Here is a 20,873-nt window from a genome sequence, read left to right as displayed (position 1 = left end):
ATGAGCGACACCAAATGCATAAGAAAAAAGGCTGATATCGATCAAATAAGCCGTTGTAAAGACAACGTAACTGGTTTGAGTGAAACGTTTGAATATTTAGAAAACGGACTCACAATGGCCGGCAACAACGTTCGGTTAAAAATCCTTTACTTATTATTTGAAGAAAAAAGACTGTGTGTCTGTGACCTGAGTGATATTCTGGAGATGAGTGTATCAGCAATTTCTCAACATCTTCGAAAATTAAAGGATAGAAAGCTCATCCAGGCAGACCGGGAGGCTCAGACGATCTGGTACTCTTTAAGCACGGAATACGAGAGGGTTTTAATTCCTTTCTTTTTAATACTTGATGAAAATAAATTGAAAACAGCATGAAATCTGACAATAAAATAATTGGGGCTGGTGTACTTACGGCAATCACCGCATCATTATGTTGTATTACCCCGGTCTTAGCACTAATAGCCGGAACCAGTGGTATTGCATCTGCTTTTTCCTGGCTCGAGCCATTCAGACCATATTTAATCGGACTAACCATTTTTGTTCTCGGTTTTGCCTGGTTTCAAAAATTAAGACCCCGAACAAAGGAAGAAATTGAATGTGCTTGTGAGGATGATGAAAAACCAAAATTTACTCAGTCAAAAACATTTCTGGGGATAGTCACAGTATTTGCGGTAGTCATGCTTGCTTTCCCCTACTACGCGGATGTATTTTATCCTCAAAATAACAACCAGGAGATAGTTTTTGAACAGGCAGACGTCAAGACCGTTGAGTTTAAAGTCTCCGGAATGACCTGCGCCGGATGCGAAGCCCATGTAAATAATGAAGTAAACAAGCTCGAAGGAATAGTAACTGTAAATGCTTCATATGACAATGGAAATGCAATTGTGAAATATGACCCGTCTAAAACAAGTAGTACTGAAATAGAACAAGCTATTAAATCAACAGGTTATAAAGTAACCAATGAAAATCAGCAGCAATGAGAGAATTTGATGTTTTTGTGATTGGCTCAGGAATGGCTGGAATGACTGTCGCAAACAAATGTGCTTCCGAAGGACTTTCAGTGGGTATTACCGATGAGCTTCCTTATGGTGGAACCTGTGCATTGAGGGGCTGCGACCCCAAAAAAGTCCTGATTGGAGCCACCAAAGTCATCAAATCGGCTAAAGATCTTCAGGGTAAAGGATTAGATGGATATCCTCAGGTCAACTGGAAAGACTTAATGTCATTTAAGAAATCTTTCACGGAGTCCATGCCTTCAAAAATAGAAAAGGGATATAAAAAGAATGAGATATCCACTTTTCATTCCCCTGCAAGATTCATTAATGAAAATCAGTTGAAAGTCGGCGATGAAACTGTCAAGGCAAACAAAATAGTTATTGCGACTGGAGCTCAACCTCACAAGCTGGATATTCCAGGTGGTGAATACGCTATAACGAGTACTGATTTTCTTGATTTGGACAAACTTCCCAAATCACTATTATTTGTTGGCGGAGGCTATATTGCTTTTGAATTTGCCCACCTCGCAGCTCGTTGCGGAGCCGAAGTAACAATCGTACATCGGGGTGAACTCCCTTTGGAGAAATTTGATCCGGATATAGTCAGTCATCTGATCTCAGCTACTGAAGATCTGGGAATCAAATTAATACTGAATACCGAAGTCACCCAAATACAAAAACATAAAGACGGCTACAAAGTCATTGCAGAAGGTCCTGAAGAATCTACTGAGTTGTTTACCTCGACTGTTGTGAATTCTTCAGGGAGAATACCATCAGTTTTTAACCTTGACCTTGAAAAAGCCAATGTAAAATTCAGTAAATCGGGAATTGAAGTCAATGAGTTTTTTCAGAGCGTCTCAAATAAGCAGGTGTATGCAGCCGGTGACACGGCAAACACTGATGGATTGCCCCTAACTCCCGTTGCGATTAAAGAAGGACATATAACTGCTTCAAATATTATTAACGGAAATCAAAAAAAGGCTGAATACAACGCAATTCCAACGGTAGTTTTTACCCTGCCGGCAATGGCATCAGTTGGATTGACCGAGGAAGATGCTAAATCAAAAGACCTTAATTTTAAAACAAATTATCAGTCTGTTCCCGAATGGTTTAATGCCAAAAGGATGAATGAAAAGCAATATGCTTTCAAAACGCTGATCGATAAAGACACAGACAAAATCCTGGGAGCACACCTTATCGGACCAAAGGCCGATGAAACAATCAATTTATTTGTACTGGCGATGAATGCCGGATTAAAGGCCAGTGAGATAAAGCAAATGATATTCTCCTATCCCACTCTGGCTTCTGACTTAACAAGTATGCTTTAAAAAATATTATATGGATATTATAACAACATCAATTATTACCTGTCCGGAATGTGGACACCAGAAAAAAGAAGAAATGCCAACCGATGCCTGTCAGTTCTTTTACGAATGTGAGAATTGTAAAACGGTTTTAAAACCGGAAAAAGGTGATTGCTGTGTGTTTTGTAGCTATGGCACTGTGAAATGCCCACCACTGCAACAAAACAAAAGTTGCTGTTAAATTAATTTAAAAGCAGGTCTGCTATACTTGTAATTATTACCCTTACAACTTGATAGATTGGTCTTTATATCCTTACTTAATAGTACTTAATTAATAAAGGTCATGAAGAAAAACACGATCGCATTCCTGGTATTAATTATTATCCCAACTACTATTCTTGCTCAGGATTCTAACCAGAGTTTCACCTCGCTCTGGGGTGAAAGTGCTAAAACTGCACTTGGGTTTTTCTGGAAATCAGGCTGGGCATTTGTTCTCGGATATATGATCAGCGGGGCTATCCAGGCTTTTGTTCCTAAAAAGAAGTTAACCCGTCATATGGGAAAAGGTGATGCCAAGAGCGTTTCCCTGTCAACTGCATTTGGCGCCATATCGTCCTCCTGCTCTTTTGCCGCCCTGGCAGCAGCCCGTTCCTTATTTCTTAAAGGTGCCCATTTCATCAGTACCGTGGCTTTTATGTTTGCGTCGACCAACCTGGTAATAGAATTGGGCATTTTGATATTCATTTTCCTTGGCTGGCAATTTATTGTAGCAGAAGTTATCGGTGGATTACTATTAATAATCATCAGTTCAATTATTATCAAACTCACCTATCCAAAAAAATGGATAGAGGCGGCCAGGGAAAGAGTTGAAGAGGAATCTGAAGAGGAAGAGGATTTTGACTGGCGGGAAAGAATTAAATCTAAAGAGGGCTGGTTTTTAGTAGGTAAAAAGTTCGTAATGGAATGGAAAATGGCCTGGGAAGATATTTTAATCGGCTTTACCATTGCCGGATTTGTTTCTGTTTTAGTACCTCAATCTTTCTGGGAAGCGATTTTCCTGAATAATATGCAGGAAGAATTGCCTGAATTTGTTATCCGTGTCGAAAATGCATTAGTAGCACCCTTTGTGGCAGCAGCAACTTTCATTGGATCCATGGGAAATATCCCACTTGCTACAGTTCTCAATGAAAACGGAATATTATTCGCAGGCTTGATGGGCTTTATCTATTCTGACCTGATGGTACCACCATTAGTTAATATAAATCGTAAATATTATGGTGTTAAGGTAGCTTTCTATATTGCCGGGGTAATGTATGTGAGTATAGTATTAACAGCTTTAATACTCAATTACAGCTTTGATCTACTCAATGTATTACCCGAAGGCAGCAGAAAAGTTAAAGAGGTGACTCAATTTAAAATAGACTATACATTTTATTTTAATATAGTCTTTGCTGCTTTTACTGTGTTGATGTTATACTTTAATTCAAAGGCTTCTAACAAAAGTCATGGACACGATCACGATCATAATGGTGGAGGTATTTCATTTAAAAGAATTGTCGTATATGTATTTGCTGCAATCGTGCTGATCGGGTTAATAATTCATTTTGTTTAAAAACTATATCAATAAAATCTAGATAAACCAATTTCAAATAATTGAGATTTGATTTTGGAATAAAAACAACTATTTTCGGAAAACAGATGGCAAGATTACTATGCCATAGATTTATTAATCAACCAAAACTATACTGCACTGTTAAATTTAGTGCTGAAGTAATTTGAATACCAAAGAGCAAAACAATCAATGTTGCAAAAGGAATTATATCAATTGTCTTAACTTAAAATAGCATTATTCCTTCGCGTTTAACACTTATTAATTTCAAAACCACCATACCTACATCAATGATCAACCTTTTTAGAAAAATCAGAAAACGACTTATATCCGAAAGTAAAATAGGCCAATTTTTAATCTATTCAATTGGTGAAATATTTTTAGTCGTCATTGGTATTTTATTCGCTCTTGGGATAAATAATTGGAATGAAAATAGAAAACTTCAGAAAAAAGAAATATCAACAGTAGAGAATATAATAGAAGAAGTTGAATTCAACAATGCAGTTTTAAAGGCTATAAATAACACTGACTCCTTGTCAATTATCAATAATAAAAAACTTTTAAAAATATTAAAGGACGAAAACTCTCAATACACCGATTCAATGAGTTATGCCTTTGGATACATGTTGGCCAATAAATTATTTATTATACGTAAAATCATATACGAAAACCTAAAATCTAATGATTTCAATGTAATAAGATCAGACTCCATTCGAACGAAGCTTTCATTTTATTATGATGGTATTTATTCATACCTTGAAAACCAGCAAAATCAAAGTAAACGATATGCTCGTAATACATTCATCGTGTCAATTTATAAGAATTTCGAACAAATCTCATTAGGTCGTTTAGTTCCGAATAATTATAATAAGCTAAAAAATGACAGGGATTTTAAAAATGCATTTTCGTTTTACACACATACTGTAGAGGCTTCTTATAATCAGAATATTTCGTATTATGTATATCTCGAAAGCTTCAAACAGGAATTGGATCAATATCTTTCTGAATTAAAAATCAGAGAAAAGAATCAACATTTATTTTCATGGCAATAAACAACAAATTAAAAAGAGATAATTGACAAGCAGTTTCAAGATAGAAAATGATTCAAAAACTATCAGCAACTCATATATTATCTAAAGGAAAAGATAAAATAAATCAATTTAAAAGATTAACTGATTCCTGAAATTCAAAGGAAAAATTCAGTGAAAAAAATTGAAACTTCAATTCTATTTTAGGAAAAGTACTTTTATAAACTGAAAATTTATCAGGTAGTAACTTTTAAAGGATTTATCATCTACAACAGAAAAAATATTTTACAATACCGATAGATTTCCTTGTAAAACATTATTAAACAGCTGCTTCTTTTTATATATTAATATAAATTCATTTATATTCCTCAAATGAGAAAGCATTTTTACCTGGCCTTAAGTATCGTCCTCTGGCTAATAATGATAGTTGGGTTTTCTGATAACTGGTTAACAGACATTGGTCAGCCCAGCAATTCTCAACCAAAATTTTTAATTCATGCCTTTTTTGCATTTAGCTGGTTTACTATTCTGGTTATTCAAAATGGTTTTATTAAAAAACAAGACTTCAGAACCCATATGAAAGTTGGAAAGGTGGGATTTCTTATTTACATAGGATTCCTGATAACTACTTTACCACTTTACCTAAAGGAATTTAAACCTCTTTCCATCATGGTTTTTAGTCAATTAGTCTTTGGTAGCACCCTGATAGGACTTTCCTATTATTATAGAAAGAGAGACTTGCAAACACATAAAATGAATATGATGTTTGGCTCCTTTTTATTGGTCCAGCCTGCCTGGGATCGGGCAGCAGGACACTTGTTTGGTTCACAGGGTTTAGAATGGCTTTTGTTCTACCTAATATTCTTTGGTTTATTTATATGGTATCACAAAAAGTTAAAATGGCAAGTTGCAACCGGATTTCTCATATGGGCTGCAGGATTGACTAACATAATACTCAATATGAAATGAAATGTTACCACAGATTTTCATAGAAAAAAGATAATCAGTTTAAATGAAAAATCTGACTCATTTTAAGCTTGGCGGTCTCTTTTTATTCCTTGGTTCTCTGATTTTACTAATCACTATATATTTTGAGTATCAAACAGGGTGGATCGGCGTGGAAAGAACCAATCAGGAAGTTCCTGTTTTTATGTTTGGAAATTGGACTGTTCTTGAAAAGATCTGGGGTTGGCAACTATTCACCCATGTGTTTTTCGTCATTGCCTATATCATGTTCATCAAAAAAGCTAACCCATTCATGTCGGTAATATGGTCTGCTATGCTGATTGGTTCCATCATGGCAATAATTGGTTATGGAATCACCCTGGGAAGCTACTATCCTGCCCTGGAAGTATTTGATACTCAACCGGCACTTTTTAACAGCATAAGAGGGGCGGTTCGGATTTTATTTGGCACAGGAATGACAGGAATGCTTTTATTTATTATCCCATTCTGTTACGAGTCTTTTACTTCTGAGGGAGCAATTAATAAAACATTTGGAATAGTGACTTTAGCTATTATTGCGCTATCAATAATCCTTGGAATGCTAACTAGCCTGGACATTAAAATTACCGGAGTTTCCTGGTTTTTCATGCCACTCATTCTTGGTATATCGTATTCCTTAAAATCAGCGAAATAAATCCCTGGTTTAATCGATGTTTACGTGCAATAAACTCACATTTTATTGTTAAATTTAGTTTAAAGCTCCCCTAATCTATCAATTGCTTTTAAAAGCAAGGTAGTTACTTTGATTTTACCACTTAACCACACACAATTATGAAGTCCTATCAAGTTAAGTCTCTCACTTTGATCATTGCTTTTATCCTCACAAGTTTCATGATCAACATTCAAGCTCAAAATGGTGCTTCAACTGATGATAGTCCAAAGCTAAGCCTTCAACACGTCACCATCGTAGTAACCAACTTTGAAGAAAGTAAGTATTTCTACACTAAAGTATTGATGCTAAAACCAATTAAAGCTGACTGGTTACCTGAAAAACAAATGTTCATTTCACTGGGAGACAATCTTGAATTGCATATGGGAGAAGTCGAAGGTGTAGAAGTCAACCCCAATAGTTTTAATCATTTCGCTCTGGCTGTTCCAAATTTTGACGAATTCCTGAAAGACCTTAAAGACAGGGGTTATACCTATGGTTCACTGGGTAAAGGAAATGATGATTTCATTAGTGAAAGACCGGATAAAGTACGACAAACATGGATCAAAGATCCCGATGGATACTGGGTTGAGATCAATGACATGTATAAGTAACTACCCAATCAAAAATAAGATTAATAGCTTAATGGGTTTCAAATGGAGTCAAAAATGGTTATTTTAGAATAACCCGTAAAACTTATAATCCCACTATAAGTAAAAGGAAACATAGAGCGAGAAGAAACCATGATCAACATTCTTTCGCAGAAGTAACCAAAATAAATAAAGATTAAAATATCACACACCATGGAACACGAAAACAACAATGGAAGTAATTACCTAAGGTTCTTTGCAATGATTGCTACATCAATGATTGCAATGTTCTTTTTAATGTACACTCATTCTTACCAAATCATTGATCATTTCTGGTATAGCGAAACACGATTGTTTATGACTTTGATTATGGGTGGAGCAATGATCATTATTATGCTTTCTTATATGCTTCATATGTATAAAAACAAAAGTAAAAATATGGCAATCTTTGCTCTTGGTATTTTAATGATCGGAGGATCTATTTGGCTGGTAAGAAGCCAGGCAACGGTTACAGGCGTTGATTACATGGAAGGAATGATTCCCCACCACTCCATTGCTATATTAACCAGTGAACGCTCTAAAATAAAAGATGTACGCGTTAGAGAACTGGCTGATGGCATCATCAAAGCTCAAAGAAAAGAAATTATGGAAATGCAGTGGCTGATCGATGATATTAAAAAAAATGGGATAGTAGAGACAGAAGAAGAAAAACAAGCTCGGCCGGTCCCGAAATTTAAGGGGAAACTTGATGAAAAAACAAGACAAACTGAAAGCGTCGAAACGAATTGAATTAGGGGCTACTTTTAAAAGCTGTTATTGTTGAAGCATCTATCGTCCTCGTTTGCAACGAGGATGTGCGAGAAGGGCAATTGTATTGCCTTGTATGAAGCGCAAGAGATAACTGAGGAATTAAAAACAGCGTTACAAACGCTGATCTCGGACACACTCGTTACGCTGCGCTAAACAAGTGCGATTGAAGCACCTTTTATTACGGATAACTACGGAGAACATAATCGTCCTCGTTTGCAACGAGGATGTGTGAGAAGGGCAATTGGATTGCCTTGTATGAAGCGCAAGAGATAACTGAGGAATTAAAAACAGCGTTACAAACGCTGATCTCGGACACACTCGTTTCGCTGCGCTAAACAAGTGCGATTGAAGCACCTTTTATTACGGATAACTACGGAGAACATAATCGTCCTCGTTTGAAACGAGGATGTGTGAGAAAGGCAATTGGATTGCCTTGTATGAAGCGCAAGAGATAACTGAGGAATTAAAAACAGCGTTACAAACGCTGATCTCGGACACACTCGTTACGCTGCGCTAAACAAGTTCGATTGAAGCACCTTTTATTAAGGATAACTACGGAGAAAACTATCGTCCTCGTTTGCAACGAGGATGTGTGAGAAAGGCAATTGGATTGCCTTGTATGAAGCGCAAGAGATAACTGAGGAATTAAAAACAGCGTTACAAACGCTGATCTCGGACACACTCGTTTCGCTGCGCTAAACAAGTGCGATTGAAGCACCTTTTATTACGGATAACTACGGAGAACACAATCGTCCTCGTTTGCAATGAGGATGTGTGAGAAAGGCAATTGGATTGCCCTGTATGAAGCGCAAGAGATAACTGAGGAATTAAAAACAGCGTTACAAACGCTGATCTCGGACACACTCGTTACGCTGCGCTAAACAAGTGCGATTGAAGCACCTTTTATTAAGGATAACTACGGAGAACACAATCGTCCTCGTTTGCAACGAGGATGTGTGAGAAAGGCAATTGGATTGCCCTGTATGAAGCGCAAGAGATAACTGAGGAATTAAAAACAGCGTTACAAACGCTGATCTCGGACACACTCGTTACGCTGCGCTAAACAAGTGCGATTGAAGCACCTTTTATTAAGGATAACTACGGAGAACACAATCGTCCTCGTTTGCAACGAGGATGTGCGAGAAGGGCAATTGTATTGCCTGTAATAAATAAAAGTATTAGACATTAAAGCAGCGTTACAAACACTAATCTCAACAACAACCTCGCTACGCTGCGCTAAACAAGTTCGATGGTCCAGTTTTAAATATGTTTCCACGGAGAACACAATCGTCCTCGTTTGAAACGAGGATGTGTGAGAAAGGCAATTGTATTGCCCTGTATGAAGCGCAAGAGATAACTGAGGAATTAAAAACAGCGTTACAAACGCTGATCTCGGACACACTCGTTTCGCTGCGCTAAACAAGTGCGATTGAAGCACCTTTTATTAAGGATAACTACGGAGAACACAATCGTCCTCGTTTGCAATGAGGATGTGTGAGAAAGGCAATTGTATTGCCCTGTATGAAGCGCAAGAGATAACTGAGGAATTAAAAACAGCGTTACAAACGCTGATCTCGGAGACACTCGTTACGCTGCGCTAAACAAGTGCGATTGAAGCACCTTTTATTAAGGATAACTACGGAGAACACAATCGTCCTCGTTTGCAATGAGGATGTGTGAGAAAGGCAATTGGATTGCCCTGTATGAAGCGCAAGAGATAACTGAGGAATTAAAAACAGCGTTACAAACGCTGATCTCGGACACACTCGTTACGCTGCGCTAAACAAGTGCGATTGAAGCACCTTTTATTAAGGATAACTACGGAGAACACAATCGTCCTCGTTTGCAACGAGGATGTGTGAGAAAGGCAATTGGATTGCCTTGTATGAAGCGCAAGAGATAACTGAGGAATTAAAAACAGCGTTACAAACGCTGATCTCGGACACACTCGTTTCGCTGCGCTAAACAAGTGCGATTGAAGCACCTTTTATTAAGGATAACTACGGAGAACACAATCGTCCTCGTTTGCAACGAGGATGTGTGAGAAAGGCAATTGGATTGCCTTGTATGAAGCGCAAGAGATAACTGAGGAATTAAAAACAGCGTTACAAACGCTGATCTCGGACACACTCGTTTCGCTGCGCTAAACAAGTGCGATTGAAGCACCTTTTATTAAGGATAACTACGGAGAACACAATCGTCCTCGTTTGCAACGAGGATGTGTGAGAAAGGCAATTGGATTGCCTTGTATGAAGCGCAAGAGATAACTGAGGAATTAAAAACAGCGTTACAAACGCTGATCTCGGACACACTCGTTACGCTGCGCTAAACAAGTGCGATTGAAGCACCTTTTATTAAGGATAACTACGGAGAACACAATCGTCCTCGTTTGCAACGAGGATGTGTGAGAAAGGCAATTGGATTGCCCTGTATGAAGCGCAAGAGATAACTGAGGAATTAAAAACAGCGTTACAAACGCTGATCTCGGACACACTCGTTACGCTGCGCTAAACAAGTGCGATTGAAGCACCTTTTATTACGGATAACTACGGAGAACACAATCGTCCTCGTTTGCAATGAGGATGTGCGAGAAGGGCAATTGGATTGCCTTTCTTTATTTCTCATCAACCTCCACCAGCTCATCGTCTTTCCAGATTCCACTTGCCACTACTTCACCATCCGACCCATAGAAGATACCTCGTCCATTTCTTCCATCATTGGCCCATTGGCCGACGAATTTCTCCCCATTGGGCCAGAAATAAGTTCCCGTACCATGGCGCTTGTCATTTTTATACTCCCCTTTATAATATTCTCCATCAGGCCAGAAAAAAGTACCTTCTCCATGACGCTGGTTGTTTTTCCATTCCCCTTCATAACGGCTGCCGGTTTTCAAAAGAGCAACTCCGGTTCCATTTGCCATTCCATCTTTAACTTGCCCGACATAATGCACTGTACTTCCCTTACTACTTTTAAAAGTAATATACTGGCCAAAAGACTTTTGTCTGAGCTGCTTTCGAAGGTTATTAAGTTGAACTTTTACTTTTCTCAAAGCAAAAGTCAACGAATCATATTGTCTAATCTCTGCAGGAGTCGCGACTCTTGTTGTTTGCTCAAGCGAATCAATATATGCCAGGGTAACACTATCTGTATCTGCCTCTACTTTTGTCTGTGGTTCATACATTAAACTTCGAACGAGCTTAATACGTTTCCTTATCGCATCGGCTTCCTTCTCAACACTTTCCTCAAGTTGCTTTTCATAAGCCTTCAATGCTGATGAATAATCGCCTTCCAACAAAAGAGAATCAATAGCCAGTACTTCTCTTTGCTTTTTAACATTCTCAAGAACCTGGTTTAATTCCTCGTTTCTGGATTCAACCTTCTTTTTGAGGCTTTGAGTTCTGAAAAAATAAAATCCAGCCAGGGCTATTGCTACAGCCAGGGCTACATATATGATTATTTTAATGCCTTTTCTTTTCATTGAAAACAATTATACCTTTAAAAAATCAATCATCCTTATGGATCGAAGGAAGTTTGTGCTTAACCTTTCTGAAATCGGGCGAGAAATAAACATGAAATCTCAACCCCATCTTTTGTTTGTAATACCCTCCATTGTGTAGTTCCTGACCTAAAGAATACAGAAAACCTGTAGCCATAGTTAATCTTGGACTAAGAATGTATCCAAAAGAAGCATGTAATCGCAAATCCTCCATCGGACTGTCAACAACAGCCTCCCCGCTCTGCATGATCAGCTCTGCCTCCGGAGCTATATAGAAAGTATTTGAAGCAAGTTTCGGCTTGTTGATCGGGATTTTGATTCTGAACATATATCTCCACCGGTTACGGTAAATATATTCGCTATCTTCCAGATATCCTTTAGACCATCGCTGTTCAAATCTAAAGCGATGATAGATCATCATCCTATCCAGCGGCATTGCAAATTGAGCCTGTTCCCAAATACGCCACTCAGGTACAGCTGACTTCTCGCCAGATTCAAGTACATCGCTGGTATTAAAATTAATACGCAGGACACCACCTACTGCAACATTAAATTTCTTAGAAAACAGGTATCCAAGGGCATGTCGGTTATAAACCTGTGCGATCTGACCAACCATCGGGGTTCCGCCTTTTTCCTGAAACCTAAAATGGGTCTGAGCTACCCAAAACAACCTTTTAGATAAGCGGATATTTCCGTAGGTATTAATCCAGAATATTGTAGTCGGTTCTTTTATTTTAGATTTTTCCGGCAAGACATTGTCTTGTGAAAAAGCCGGAAAGGAACAAATGACCAATAAAAGGATCAATAAAGTGGTATAGGTTTTATTTACTGTTCTCATCCGTCAATCTCATTATTTACTGCCTGAATATTTAGCATCTGAAGAACTTCCTGTGGATCCTTCTCTTTCTTCAACTTCCTCTCGATACGGGAAGTATCCTCTTCTTTTAATTCCAGTACTCTCAGGTAGGACTTATTAAGAAGATCATTGATCTCCTCTGTATTTTCACAAGTAAGATCGGACTGTACCTTTTTCAGGAAGTGAGGGATAAGTACTTCGTTATAGGCATTAGTTATTCTCTTCTTTACTTCTTCATCCATTAATGTAGCTGTAAATGGATTAAAAACTTCTTCAGTATATTCTTCCTTTATCTCCTGAGCTCTTGCCGGAAGATTCCCAATTGTTAATGATAGCTTTGTCAGATCACTAAAACATGTAATCAATTCACGTGCTCTATCTATTTTCACATTCGGATCCTCAATCGAAGAATAGTTTTTTAAATCACTATTCACCTTTTCTTTTATACTTAATACAGCTTGCTTTTCAGGTCCTTCAAGGATTGAACTTAAAGAGTCTGTAGCTTCATTTGCTGCATTCAAGCCCATAATAAGTTCTTCTTCCAGGTTTGCCAGTTTTTGTTCCTGCTGGCGCTCGGTGAGTTTATTACTCAATTGATCTTTTATATGCTCCAGACTGAAGTAAGAATATTCTGCTACCTCAGCTACAAGTTCAAGACCATCTTTATTGAAATTAAATTGTCTATTTTGTGGCCCTAAAAATGTACCTGATAATCCTTCGTCTTGTCCCTGATAGTTAACTTCAAATTCAGAACTATAATTTTCTTCCCCCTTAAATTCATTACGAGGTACGAATTCAAGAATATCAGATTCTTCATAACGGACAACATCCTTTACCAGTGAAAGGTAATTAGAGTTAATCCCCTTTGTAGCAGCAACCAAAAAGGCAACATCGTCATCGGAAAGTTGAAGGATTTTTAATTGCGAACTTTCAATAAAAAATTGATTAATCTCTTCTGACTTTATAACATATTCTTGTATATCATCGAGCAACTCCTTTTCATTATCAGTCAGTGGAAAATATTCAGCTTTTACTTTAAATTCAGGCATGAACGATGATTTACCGAGATTAGATAAAATGTCATCAATCTTTTTATAATTTGAAGCATTTTCGGCCAGAAGATTACCCATCTGGCTATCGTTAAGAACAGTATCACCTTTATTGATCAATTGCTGTCTCAATTGCAGGATTTTAATAAACCGCTCATCGAGATTTATAACCTTCGGGTTTTGCATCTTTCGCGGAAAACCTTTAAGTGTCCTGGTATTATTATCTTGCTGAATAATTATCTGCTCTAACCTTCCATCCTGAAAATACCAGTTCTCAGTTGCTCCCAGTGCGTCTGAACTATATAATTCCCATACATCATGAGCCAGACCATCGCGTAAAAATCTGCCGATTAGAGTCAGGCGCTCATTTTCAATATTAAAGCTTCTCTGCGGAACCCCATATTCAAAATTAATAGAACTATTAAACAGGACTCTTTCAATTTCTGAATTATCAAGTTCTTCTATTTTATGGGTCCATTTACCATTAGGCTTTCCGTTGTTGAGACTACCGGATGCTCTGTGAATGATACCATCTAATTTTACGCGGTAGGCATTATCTTCAAATTCAGCATTATTATTTGTGCCAAACTCACCGAAAACAAATTTCCAATACCCGTCAGGCAGATCATTTTTAAATCCTCCTTTGAAAAGGAAATAATCATCCTCTTCCTGGATCAATGATCGGGGATCTATCTGACTTAATTCAAAAGGTCCAGTTAAAATTGTATCGCCTTCTTCTATCTGATACTTAAATTCAGCAATCCCAGTATAACCGGATACGCTAAAAGGCCCTGAATATTCTGCTTCTCCCTGCCCCGCCATAGTAAAAGGTACTAAAAGCAGTACAAAAAGAAATCCTTTCAGGAATAGTGAAATTTTATCTGGTAAAAAGTACTTTCTAAACATTTAAAGCAGGTTTCATCTTTGCGAATGGCGCAAAATAACATCTATAAAATTAATAAAAAAGCTAATCTAGCATTTAGACCTTTTCCCATTTTAATAGATAAACTGAAATCCCTTTAAATTATAATTGAGACAATAAACAGAAATCATTTTATTATCCAGACTGACAAATAAAAAACAAACCAGATTGAAGGTCTATAAATATGTCATAAAAAAAAGGTAGTTCTTGCGAACTACCTTCTTTATGTGGAACAGCTAAAACTATTTATTTGATGTCAAACCGATCTGCATTCATCACTTTATTCCATGCTGCAACAAAGTCCTTATAAAATTTATCTTTAGAATCTTCCGTTGCATACACTTCTGCAAGTGCTCGTAGTTCAGAATTCGAACCGAAAATCAGATCTACACGAGTTCCTTTCCATTTTACTTCACCTGTTTTTCTGTCCTTACCTTCAAAAAGATCATCAGATTCAGAAACAGATTTCCAGGTTGTCCCCAGATCCAACAGGTTTATAAAGTAGTCATTAGTCAGTTTTCCAGGAGTTTTAGTGAATACTCCATAATCAGAACCATCAAAGTTCGTATCAAGGGCTCTCATACCGCCGATAAGCACTGTCATTTCAGGAGCAGACAAAGTAAGAAGCTGGGCTCTGTCGAGCAACATTTCTTCAGCTGTCACTGCATATTTTTGTCTCAAATAATTCCTGAAGCCATCCGCTTTAGGCTCTAATGGCTCGAAATTTTCAATATCCGTTTGTTCCTGAGTCGCATCTGTTCTTCCTGGTGAGAACGGAACTGATATATCCTGACCTGCATCTTTTGCGGCTTTTTCAATAGCGGCACTACCACCCAATACGATCAGGTCTGCGATAGATACCTTTTTATTACCTGATTGGCTATCATTGAAATCTTTCTGAATTTCTTCAAGTTTCCCAATCACTTTAGATAATTGCTCCGGATTGTTTACATCCCAGTCTTTTTGAGGAGCTAACCGTACTCTTGCTCCATTTGCACCACCTCGCTTATCCGATCCACGGAAAGTCGATGCAGATGCCCAGGCTGTTGAAACTAATTCAGATACAGACAATCCTGAATCTAAAATTTTTCCTTTCAGGGTTTTTATGTCTTTATCATCAACTAAATCGTAATCCGCTTCAGGTACAGGATCCTGCCAAATCAAATCTTCTTCAGGAACTTCAGGTCCAAGATACCTTGATTTTGGCCCCATATCCCTGTGAGTAAGTTTAAACCATGCTCGTGCGAAGGCATCAGCAAACTCATCCGGATTTTCCATAAATTTCCTGGAGATCTTTTCATATTCAGGATCAAACCTCAATGAAAGGTCAGTAGTCAACATGAATGGAGCATGTTTTTTATCCGGATTATGCGCATCAGGTATAGTTCCTTCTCCTTCTCCGTTCTTTGGTTTCCACTGATGTGCACCAGCAGGACTTTTTGTTAACTCCCAGTCGTATTTAAATAAATTCTCGAAATATTGATTACTCCATTTAGTAGGTGTTGATGTCCAGGCTCCTTCCAGACCACTGGTAATGGTATGTTCGCCTTTACCACTTTCAAAGGTATTTTTCCATCCCATTCCCTGCTCTGCAATGGTAGCTCCGGCAGGTTCAGGTCCAACAAACTTTAATGGATCAGCAGCACCGTGAGTTTTACCAAAGGTGTGTCCTCCGGCTATTAATGCAACGGTCTCCTCATCATTCATCGCCATACGACCAAAAGTCTCTCTTATATCATGAGCTGCAGTAACAGGATCCGGGTGACCATTAGGTCCTTCCGGGTTAACATAGATCAATCCCATCTGAACTGCGGCTAAAGGATTTTCAAGCTCTCTGTCTCCGGTATATCTTTCATCGCCTAGCCATTCTTCTTCAGCGCCCCAGTAGACATCCTCTTCTGGTTCCCATACATCTTCACGCCCTCCTGCAAATCCAAAAGTCTCAAATCCCATGGATTCCAGAGCTACATTCCCTGCTAAAATCATCAGGTCTGCCCAGGATAACTTACGGCCATACTTTTGCTTAATAGGCCATAATAACAAGCGAGCTTTATCAAGGTTGGCATTATCAGGCCAGCTGTTTAGAGGTGCAAATCTTTGTGCTCCTGCTCCTGCTCCTCCCCGACCGTCACCGATACGATAAGTACCGGCACTATGCCAGGCCATACGAATGAAAAAAGGACCATAATGACCATAATCAGCCGGCCACCAGTCTTGTGAGTCGGTCATTAGATCATTCAGTTCTTTTTTAACTTGTTTAAGATCTAGCTTTTTAAACTCTTCTGCATAATTAAATTCCTCATCCATTGGATTAGACAAAGAAGAGTTCTGCCGAAGAATACTTAATTTAAGTTGATTAGGCCACCAGTCACGATTAGAAGTACCTGTACCAGCGGTATGTTTTACCACGCCACCCATAAACGGGCACTTACTTTCCTTGTCAGCATTTACTTTGTATGTAGTTGCTCCGGCCAGAGTGTTGGGGTGTTTTTTATTTTCCATACAAAAATTATTTTGAGTTGTTTAGATTCTAATTTAATCAAAATTTACCGATAATTTTTATCGATAATTTCTATGATCACATAGAATTAATCTATGAGAGGATTGTAGATTTATCCTTTATTAATTTACAGAATTAAAGCCAGTAAACAAAGATTAAAATATATGCAGGAAATGGTTTAAATGACTAAGGCCATTTAAGATTTGATCATTCAAAAATCATTGATCTTTAACTAACTAAGGAGAGTTAAATGATCCAGAATAATATAAAGCAGAGTTCTAATAAACTAAAAGCCACCCGTAGGCTCAGATATTCATCAGGGATCTTATTTTTTCGGGAGTGAAATGCATACCGTCATCAGATTTGGATACCAGGAATAGATGAGCACTTAAGTTATTATGATCTGCATTTACCCACCCAAATATACAATGAGAATAGCCGGTATCTTTAAATGTTGATTCTATATATTCGTCTATAAAATTAATATCGTATCCTTCAGATTGAAAACAGGTGTTCTCACCCATTATTTTATATTTAATACATAGTTCACCAAGCATAATATTGGGAAGGGTATAGACAAATACTGCAGGGCTGGGCATATCTATTTCCTGTTGATGTGCTGTATCAGATAGTATAGAAGAACTACTATTGCCTATAACTATAAAAATATCTTCAGGGGGTACATCTTTTAAAATTTCACCCTTATCCGTAAGTAATTCAGCTGTAAGGAAGGCAAGTTTGCATAATGGATCCATTTTATGGAATTTCCCATATTTAATACCCAGCGCTTTATATATGTGCAATAAAAAATCATCTTGCCCCTCTTGATGATTAGGAACCACCAATTCTCCATTTTTAAAGGCTCCACCTGTATCTATTCGTGCGAAAGAGGATATTTTTAGTGTCATAGCTTACTAAATATTATTGCAGCATTACACCCTCCGAAACCCGAGGATGTTTTTAATACTCTTTCAATTTTAGAATCTATAGTATGTTTAATAACATTCATTTTCCCGGTAACCCCAATTTCATTAGTTCCTTTTGATCCTATTATAGTATTAGAATTCATTTGCCTGACAGCCATAATTACCTCGATGGTTCCTGAGGCACCTAAAGTATGTCCAAAATATCCTTTGAGACTATTAAGAGGGATATTTCCCATTTCAAGATCATTAAATGTGATAGACTCCATTTCATCATTGAAAAGAGTAGCTGTACCATGGGCATTGATATAATCAATTTCATCCACAGTAAGCTTTGCTTGTGACAAAGCTCTTAAAACAGCTAGTTTAAGTCCTGCTCCCGTCCTGGAAGGCCCTGAAATATGGTTAGCATCATTAGATTGTGCGCCACCCTTAATATACGAAAGGGCTTTATTGTTTCGATTTTGATCCTTTTTATTGGAAATGACAATAGTGCCTACTCCCTCACCCAGACTTATTCCATTTCTTGTACTATCATAGGGCTTACAGGGATGATCACTTACTGCCTTTAAACTTTGAAACCCTGACAGAGTAAACTTTGACAATAGATCTCCTCCACTGATTATAGCATTATCATATTTCCCTGTATTAATTAACTTCTGCGCTACCAGAATAGCTGAAACACCTGATATACAGGCATTAGAAACCAGCACAGGAGGATTGACAAAATTAAAATAATCACTAATACGTGTTGCTAAATCAGTTAATTTGACCCGGATACCAGAACCATTGTTTTCAAGTGTGTCAATATTTCCTTTTGTAGAAGACAGAACCAGAACCGTTCTTTTTAAATTAATATCGACTTCATCTAAAACTGTTGAAATTGACCTGCAAAACATGCCTTCCAATCGAGTTAAACTTTCATCAAACTCAGTAAATGGCTGTTCTATAAAAGCTCCTTGAAATGCTTGCGTTGAAAGTTTCTGGTTTTGCACCAGGTGAATACCAGTTTTACCATCCAGAATTGCTTTAAAATTAGCTTCTGTCGTTTCTCCTAACGGACTTAATATGTTATCTGCGATGGTATACAATAAATTAAAGATTTTATTGATGAATTATGCCATGTGATGATTTCCACTCTTCAAAGAATGGAGGAGTAACCAATTGTAATTCTCTATTGTGATTTATAAATACTTGAACAGTCTTTCCTTCAGCTAGTGTTTCCCCTGTTTCTTTACTGATAAGGGTATATTCAAATATTAATTTGGATGCTTTTTTGGGAATATATTTAGTTCGAACAATTACTGTCTGCTCATATTGGATAGGCTTTTTATACTCACAGTTTATCGAAACAATTGGCATAAAAAACCCTTTCCTGTACACATCCATATATTCAAGGTTATATTCTTTACCAAATGCCTCTCTGCCATCTTCGAAGTATTTCACATGGTTTCCATGCCAAACCACCCCCATGCTATCCACTTCACTAAATCGAATATTCACCTCCTGATCTACTACCAATTCCATTATGATTCTTTAATAAATATTCTTAATTCACACGATGCAATTAACTCACCTGCTTCACTTTTAACTTCACCATTTACTATTTGAATATTATTCAATTCGTTAGTAACCGTTGTTTTGGTTATTAACTCATCTCCTGTTTCAGGAAGTTTATTAATTTTCAGGTTCTTAATTCCGGCAATGTATCCCACTGGAACTTCTTTTCCTGAATCTTTAAAACTCACTCCTGCAAATAGCGCAGCAGTTTGTGCTATATTTTCAATTATCCCACCTTCCCTAAGCTGTCCATCTTCAAATAAAATATTGTCAGATGAAACTTTTAAGCCCGAAACCACAAAATTATCACCTTTTTCATATAATTTATCAATCATAAAAAAGGGAGGCCTTTGTGGTATATAGTTTTGTAAATCGGTTCCTTCAGATATACTATTCATCAATTAATATTTTAGAAAGATCATTCTTCAATAATTGCTCCGGTAGCTGTTTTACTCCAAAAGTCATAATAATTGAACCACTGATCAGGGTATTGAATTAGTTTCCCTTCTAATGTCTTTATATAATCATTTATTATTTCATTCTCCCCATTTTTGTTCAGGGGATCTAATACCGGAGTGGAAGATAATTCATAGTGTAAAGAATCTTTTGAAGATTTCATACAATACACGAAGGTATAAGGCACTTTAAATTTTTCAATGATTGAAAAAACGCCGGTAGGAAAATATGCCTTTTCACCCATAAAATCTTTTTGAATGACACGACTTCCCTGTACAAACCGATCGCCATGCATACATATAATTTCATTATTCGCCAGAGCTTTACGGATACTAATTATATGAGAAAGATCCCTTTTTATAGGAATTACTTTCATATTACCACTATCCATAATAGAACTGAGATACTGTTTAATTTTCTGATGTTCTGCTTCAAACATTACAACATTGATTTTCACATCAATTCGTTTCAGCAAAAACCCGGCAATATCCCAATTACCCAAGTGTGCACTTACCAGTACTCCGCCTCTGCCTTTCTTCTTAAGCTCAATAAGGTATTCTTCACCAACAAAATCGTAAGAATATTTTTCCTTCATACCAGACATAATAGCAACCTTATCCAATATGGTTTGTCCGAAAACATAGAAATTGGAATAAATTGCTGAATAGGCTTTTAAGCCTTTGACCCCATGAATCTGATTATAGTATTTTTTTATACTACGAAAAGCAGAGGGTGAAAACAACACAAAATAAGCAGCAACGACACGTAACAGCCAGTATGCAGGTTTGATTCCGAATGTATTTAAAACGGAAATAAAAATTTTATACCCTAACAGGCCACCGCGGGTCTTGCCCTTCCATGCCATTATTTAGTCTCTACTCTATCTGTTATATAATCGTAGAAATCCTGAAAGGTCTTGATATCAACAAAGTCTTCAGGTTGAACTTTAAAGCCAAAATTGCTTTCAATTTCTATGACAAGATCAACATAGTCAAGACTATCCATGTCAAGAGTTTCCTTCAAATCAGCATCTGGCAAAATTGCTTCTTGTTCAACTTCAAACTCCTCAACAAGAAATTCATTTACCTTTTCAATAATATCCTCTTTGCTCATTACTTCCATAA

20 protein-coding genes are annotated in these 20,873 nt (G+C 37.4%); 10 read left to right on the top strand and 10 right to left on the bottom strand.

Annotated elements, in window-relative coordinates; all coding sequences use genetic code 11:
* The 10 genes from OO013_RS16115 (at position 1) to OO013_RS16070 (ending at position 7,966) form a co-directional block, all read left to right on the top strand.
* The gene (locus tag OO013_RS16115) at positions 1-372 is read left to right on the top strand and encodes an ArsR/SmtB family transcription factor (protein ID WP_266057978.1); all 372 of its coding nucleotides are present in this window, start codon (positions 1-3) and stop codon (positions 370-372) included.
* Positions 369-977 (top strand): mercuric transport protein MerTP, encoded by a 609-nt coding sequence (merTP, locus tag OO013_RS16110; RefSeq protein ID WP_266057977.1) that lies wholly within the window; start codon positions 369-371, stop codon positions 975-977. The genes OO013_RS16115 and merTP overlap by 4 nt, the downstream gene beginning before the upstream one ends.
* Positions 974-2,320, top strand: coding sequence for a dihydrolipoyl dehydrogenase family protein (locus tag OO013_RS16105; RefSeq protein ID WP_266057976.1), 1,347 nt, complete (start codon positions 974-976; stop codon positions 2,318-2,320). The genes merTP and OO013_RS16105 overlap by 4 nt, the downstream gene beginning before the upstream one ends.
* Positions 2,321-2,330: 10 nt before the next feature.
* A complete protein-coding gene (locus OO013_RS16100; RefSeq protein WP_266057975.1) occupies positions 2,331-2,537 on the top strand; it encodes a GDCCVxC domain-containing (seleno)protein in 207 nt (68 codons plus the stop codon).
* A gap of 102 nt (positions 2,538-2,639) precedes the next feature.
* Positions 2,640-3,908, top strand: coding sequence for a permease (locus OO013_RS16095; RefSeq protein WP_266057973.1), 1,269 nt, complete (start codon positions 2,640-2,642; stop codon positions 3,906-3,908).
* A 287-nt stretch (positions 3,909-4,195) separates the two neighbouring features.
* The gene (locus OO013_RS16090) at positions 4,196-4,957 is read left to right on the top strand and encodes a hypothetical protein (protein WP_266057972.1); all 762 of its coding nucleotides are present in this window, start codon (positions 4,196-4,198) and stop codon (positions 4,955-4,957) included.
* Positions 4,958-5,305: 348 nt separating this feature from the next.
* On the top strand, positions 5,306-5,902 hold the full coding sequence (locus tag OO013_RS16085) for a hypothetical protein (RefSeq protein WP_266057971.1): 597 nt from the start codon (positions 5,306-5,308) through the stop codon (positions 5,900-5,902).
* A gap of 43 nt (positions 5,903-5,945) precedes the next feature.
* Positions 5,946-6,572: a hypothetical protein gene (locus OO013_RS16080; RefSeq protein ID WP_266057970.1), complete on the top strand. Its 627-nt coding sequence runs from the start codon at positions 5,946-5,948 to the stop codon at positions 6,570-6,572.
* Positions 6,573-6,709: 137 nt separating this feature from the next.
* Positions 6,710-7,201 carry a VOC family protein gene (locus OO013_RS16075; protein ID WP_266057969.1) on the top strand — a complete coding sequence of 164 codons (492 nt, stop codon included), beginning with the start codon at positions 6,710-6,712 and terminating at the stop codon, positions 7,199-7,201.
* Between the two features lie 189 nt (positions 7,202-7,390).
* Positions 7,391-7,966 carry a DUF305 domain-containing protein gene (locus OO013_RS16070; protein ID WP_266057968.1) on the top strand — a complete coding sequence of 192 codons (576 nt, stop codon included), beginning with the start codon at positions 7,391-7,393 and terminating at the stop codon, positions 7,964-7,966.
* Between the two features lie 2,635 nt (positions 7,967-10,601).
* On the opposite strand, the gene OO013_RS16065 is transcribed toward OO013_RS16070, so the two are convergent.
* The 10 genes from OO013_RS16065 to OO013_RS16020 form a co-directional block, all read right to left on the bottom strand.
* Complete coding sequence (locus tag OO013_RS16065) at positions 10,602-11,465, bottom strand: MORN repeat-containing protein (RefSeq protein WP_266057967.1); 864 nt, start codon at positions 11,463-11,465, stop codon at positions 10,602-10,604.
* Positions 11,466-11,490: 25 nt separating this feature from the next.
* Positions 11,491-12,321, bottom strand: coding sequence for a DUF2490 domain-containing protein (locus tag OO013_RS16060; RefSeq protein ID WP_266057966.1), 831 nt, complete (start codon positions 12,319-12,321; stop codon positions 11,491-11,493).
* Positions 12,318-14,294 (bottom strand): hypothetical protein, encoded by a 1,977-nt coding sequence (locus OO013_RS16055; protein ID WP_266057964.1) that lies wholly within the window; start codon positions 14,292-14,294, stop codon positions 12,318-12,320. The genes OO013_RS16060 and OO013_RS16055 overlap by 4 nt, the downstream gene beginning before the upstream one ends.
* Positions 14,295-14,556: 262 nt before the next feature.
* Positions 14,557-16,812, bottom strand: a complete 2,256-nt coding sequence (gene katG, locus OO013_RS16050) for a catalase/peroxidase HPI (protein WP_266057963.1) — start codon at positions 16,810-16,812, stop codon at positions 14,557-14,559.
* A 303-nt stretch (positions 16,813-17,115) separates the two neighbouring features.
* Entirely contained in the window at positions 17,116-17,718 is a 603-nt protein-coding gene (locus OO013_RS16045) for a hypothetical protein (protein WP_266057962.1), read from the bottom strand.
* Positions 17,715-18,824 carry a beta-ketoacyl synthase N-terminal-like domain-containing protein gene (locus OO013_RS16040; RefSeq protein WP_266057961.1) on the bottom strand — a complete coding sequence of 370 codons (1,110 nt, stop codon included), beginning with the start codon at positions 18,822-18,824 and terminating at the stop codon, positions 17,715-17,717. The genes OO013_RS16045 and OO013_RS16040 overlap by 4 nt, the downstream gene beginning before the upstream one ends.
* Before the next feature lie 13 nt (positions 18,825-18,837).
* Entirely contained in the window at positions 18,838-19,260 is a 423-nt protein-coding gene (locus OO013_RS16035; protein WP_266057960.1) for an acyl-CoA thioesterase, read from the bottom strand.
* Positions 19,260-19,691, bottom strand: a complete 432-nt coding sequence (locus OO013_RS16030; protein WP_266057959.1) for a hotdog family protein — start codon at positions 19,689-19,691, stop codon at positions 19,260-19,262. The genes OO013_RS16035 and OO013_RS16030 overlap by 1 nt, the downstream gene beginning before the upstream one ends.
* A 20-nt stretch (positions 19,692-19,711) precedes the next feature.
* A complete protein-coding gene (locus OO013_RS16025) occupies positions 19,712-20,614 on the bottom strand; it encodes a lysophospholipid acyltransferase family protein (protein ID WP_266057958.1) in 903 nt (300 codons plus the stop codon).
* Complete coding sequence (locus OO013_RS16020; RefSeq protein ID WP_266057957.1) at positions 20,614-20,871, bottom strand: acyl carrier protein; 258 nt, start codon at positions 20,869-20,871, stop codon at positions 20,614-20,616. Before OO013_RS16020 ends, OO013_RS16025 begins: the two co-directional genes overlap by 1 nt.
* Positions 20,872-20,873: the final 2 nt, after the last annotated feature.

Origin of the sequence: Mangrovivirga halotolerans (assembly GCF_026241165.1) — a bacterium.
Classification (GTDB): Bacteria; Bacteroidota; Bacteroidia; order Cytophagales; family Cyclobacteriaceae; genus Mangrovivirga; species Mangrovivirga halotolerans.
Note: the sequence above shows the minus strand (reverse complement) of the source record. Positions and strands in the feature narration are given on the sequence as shown.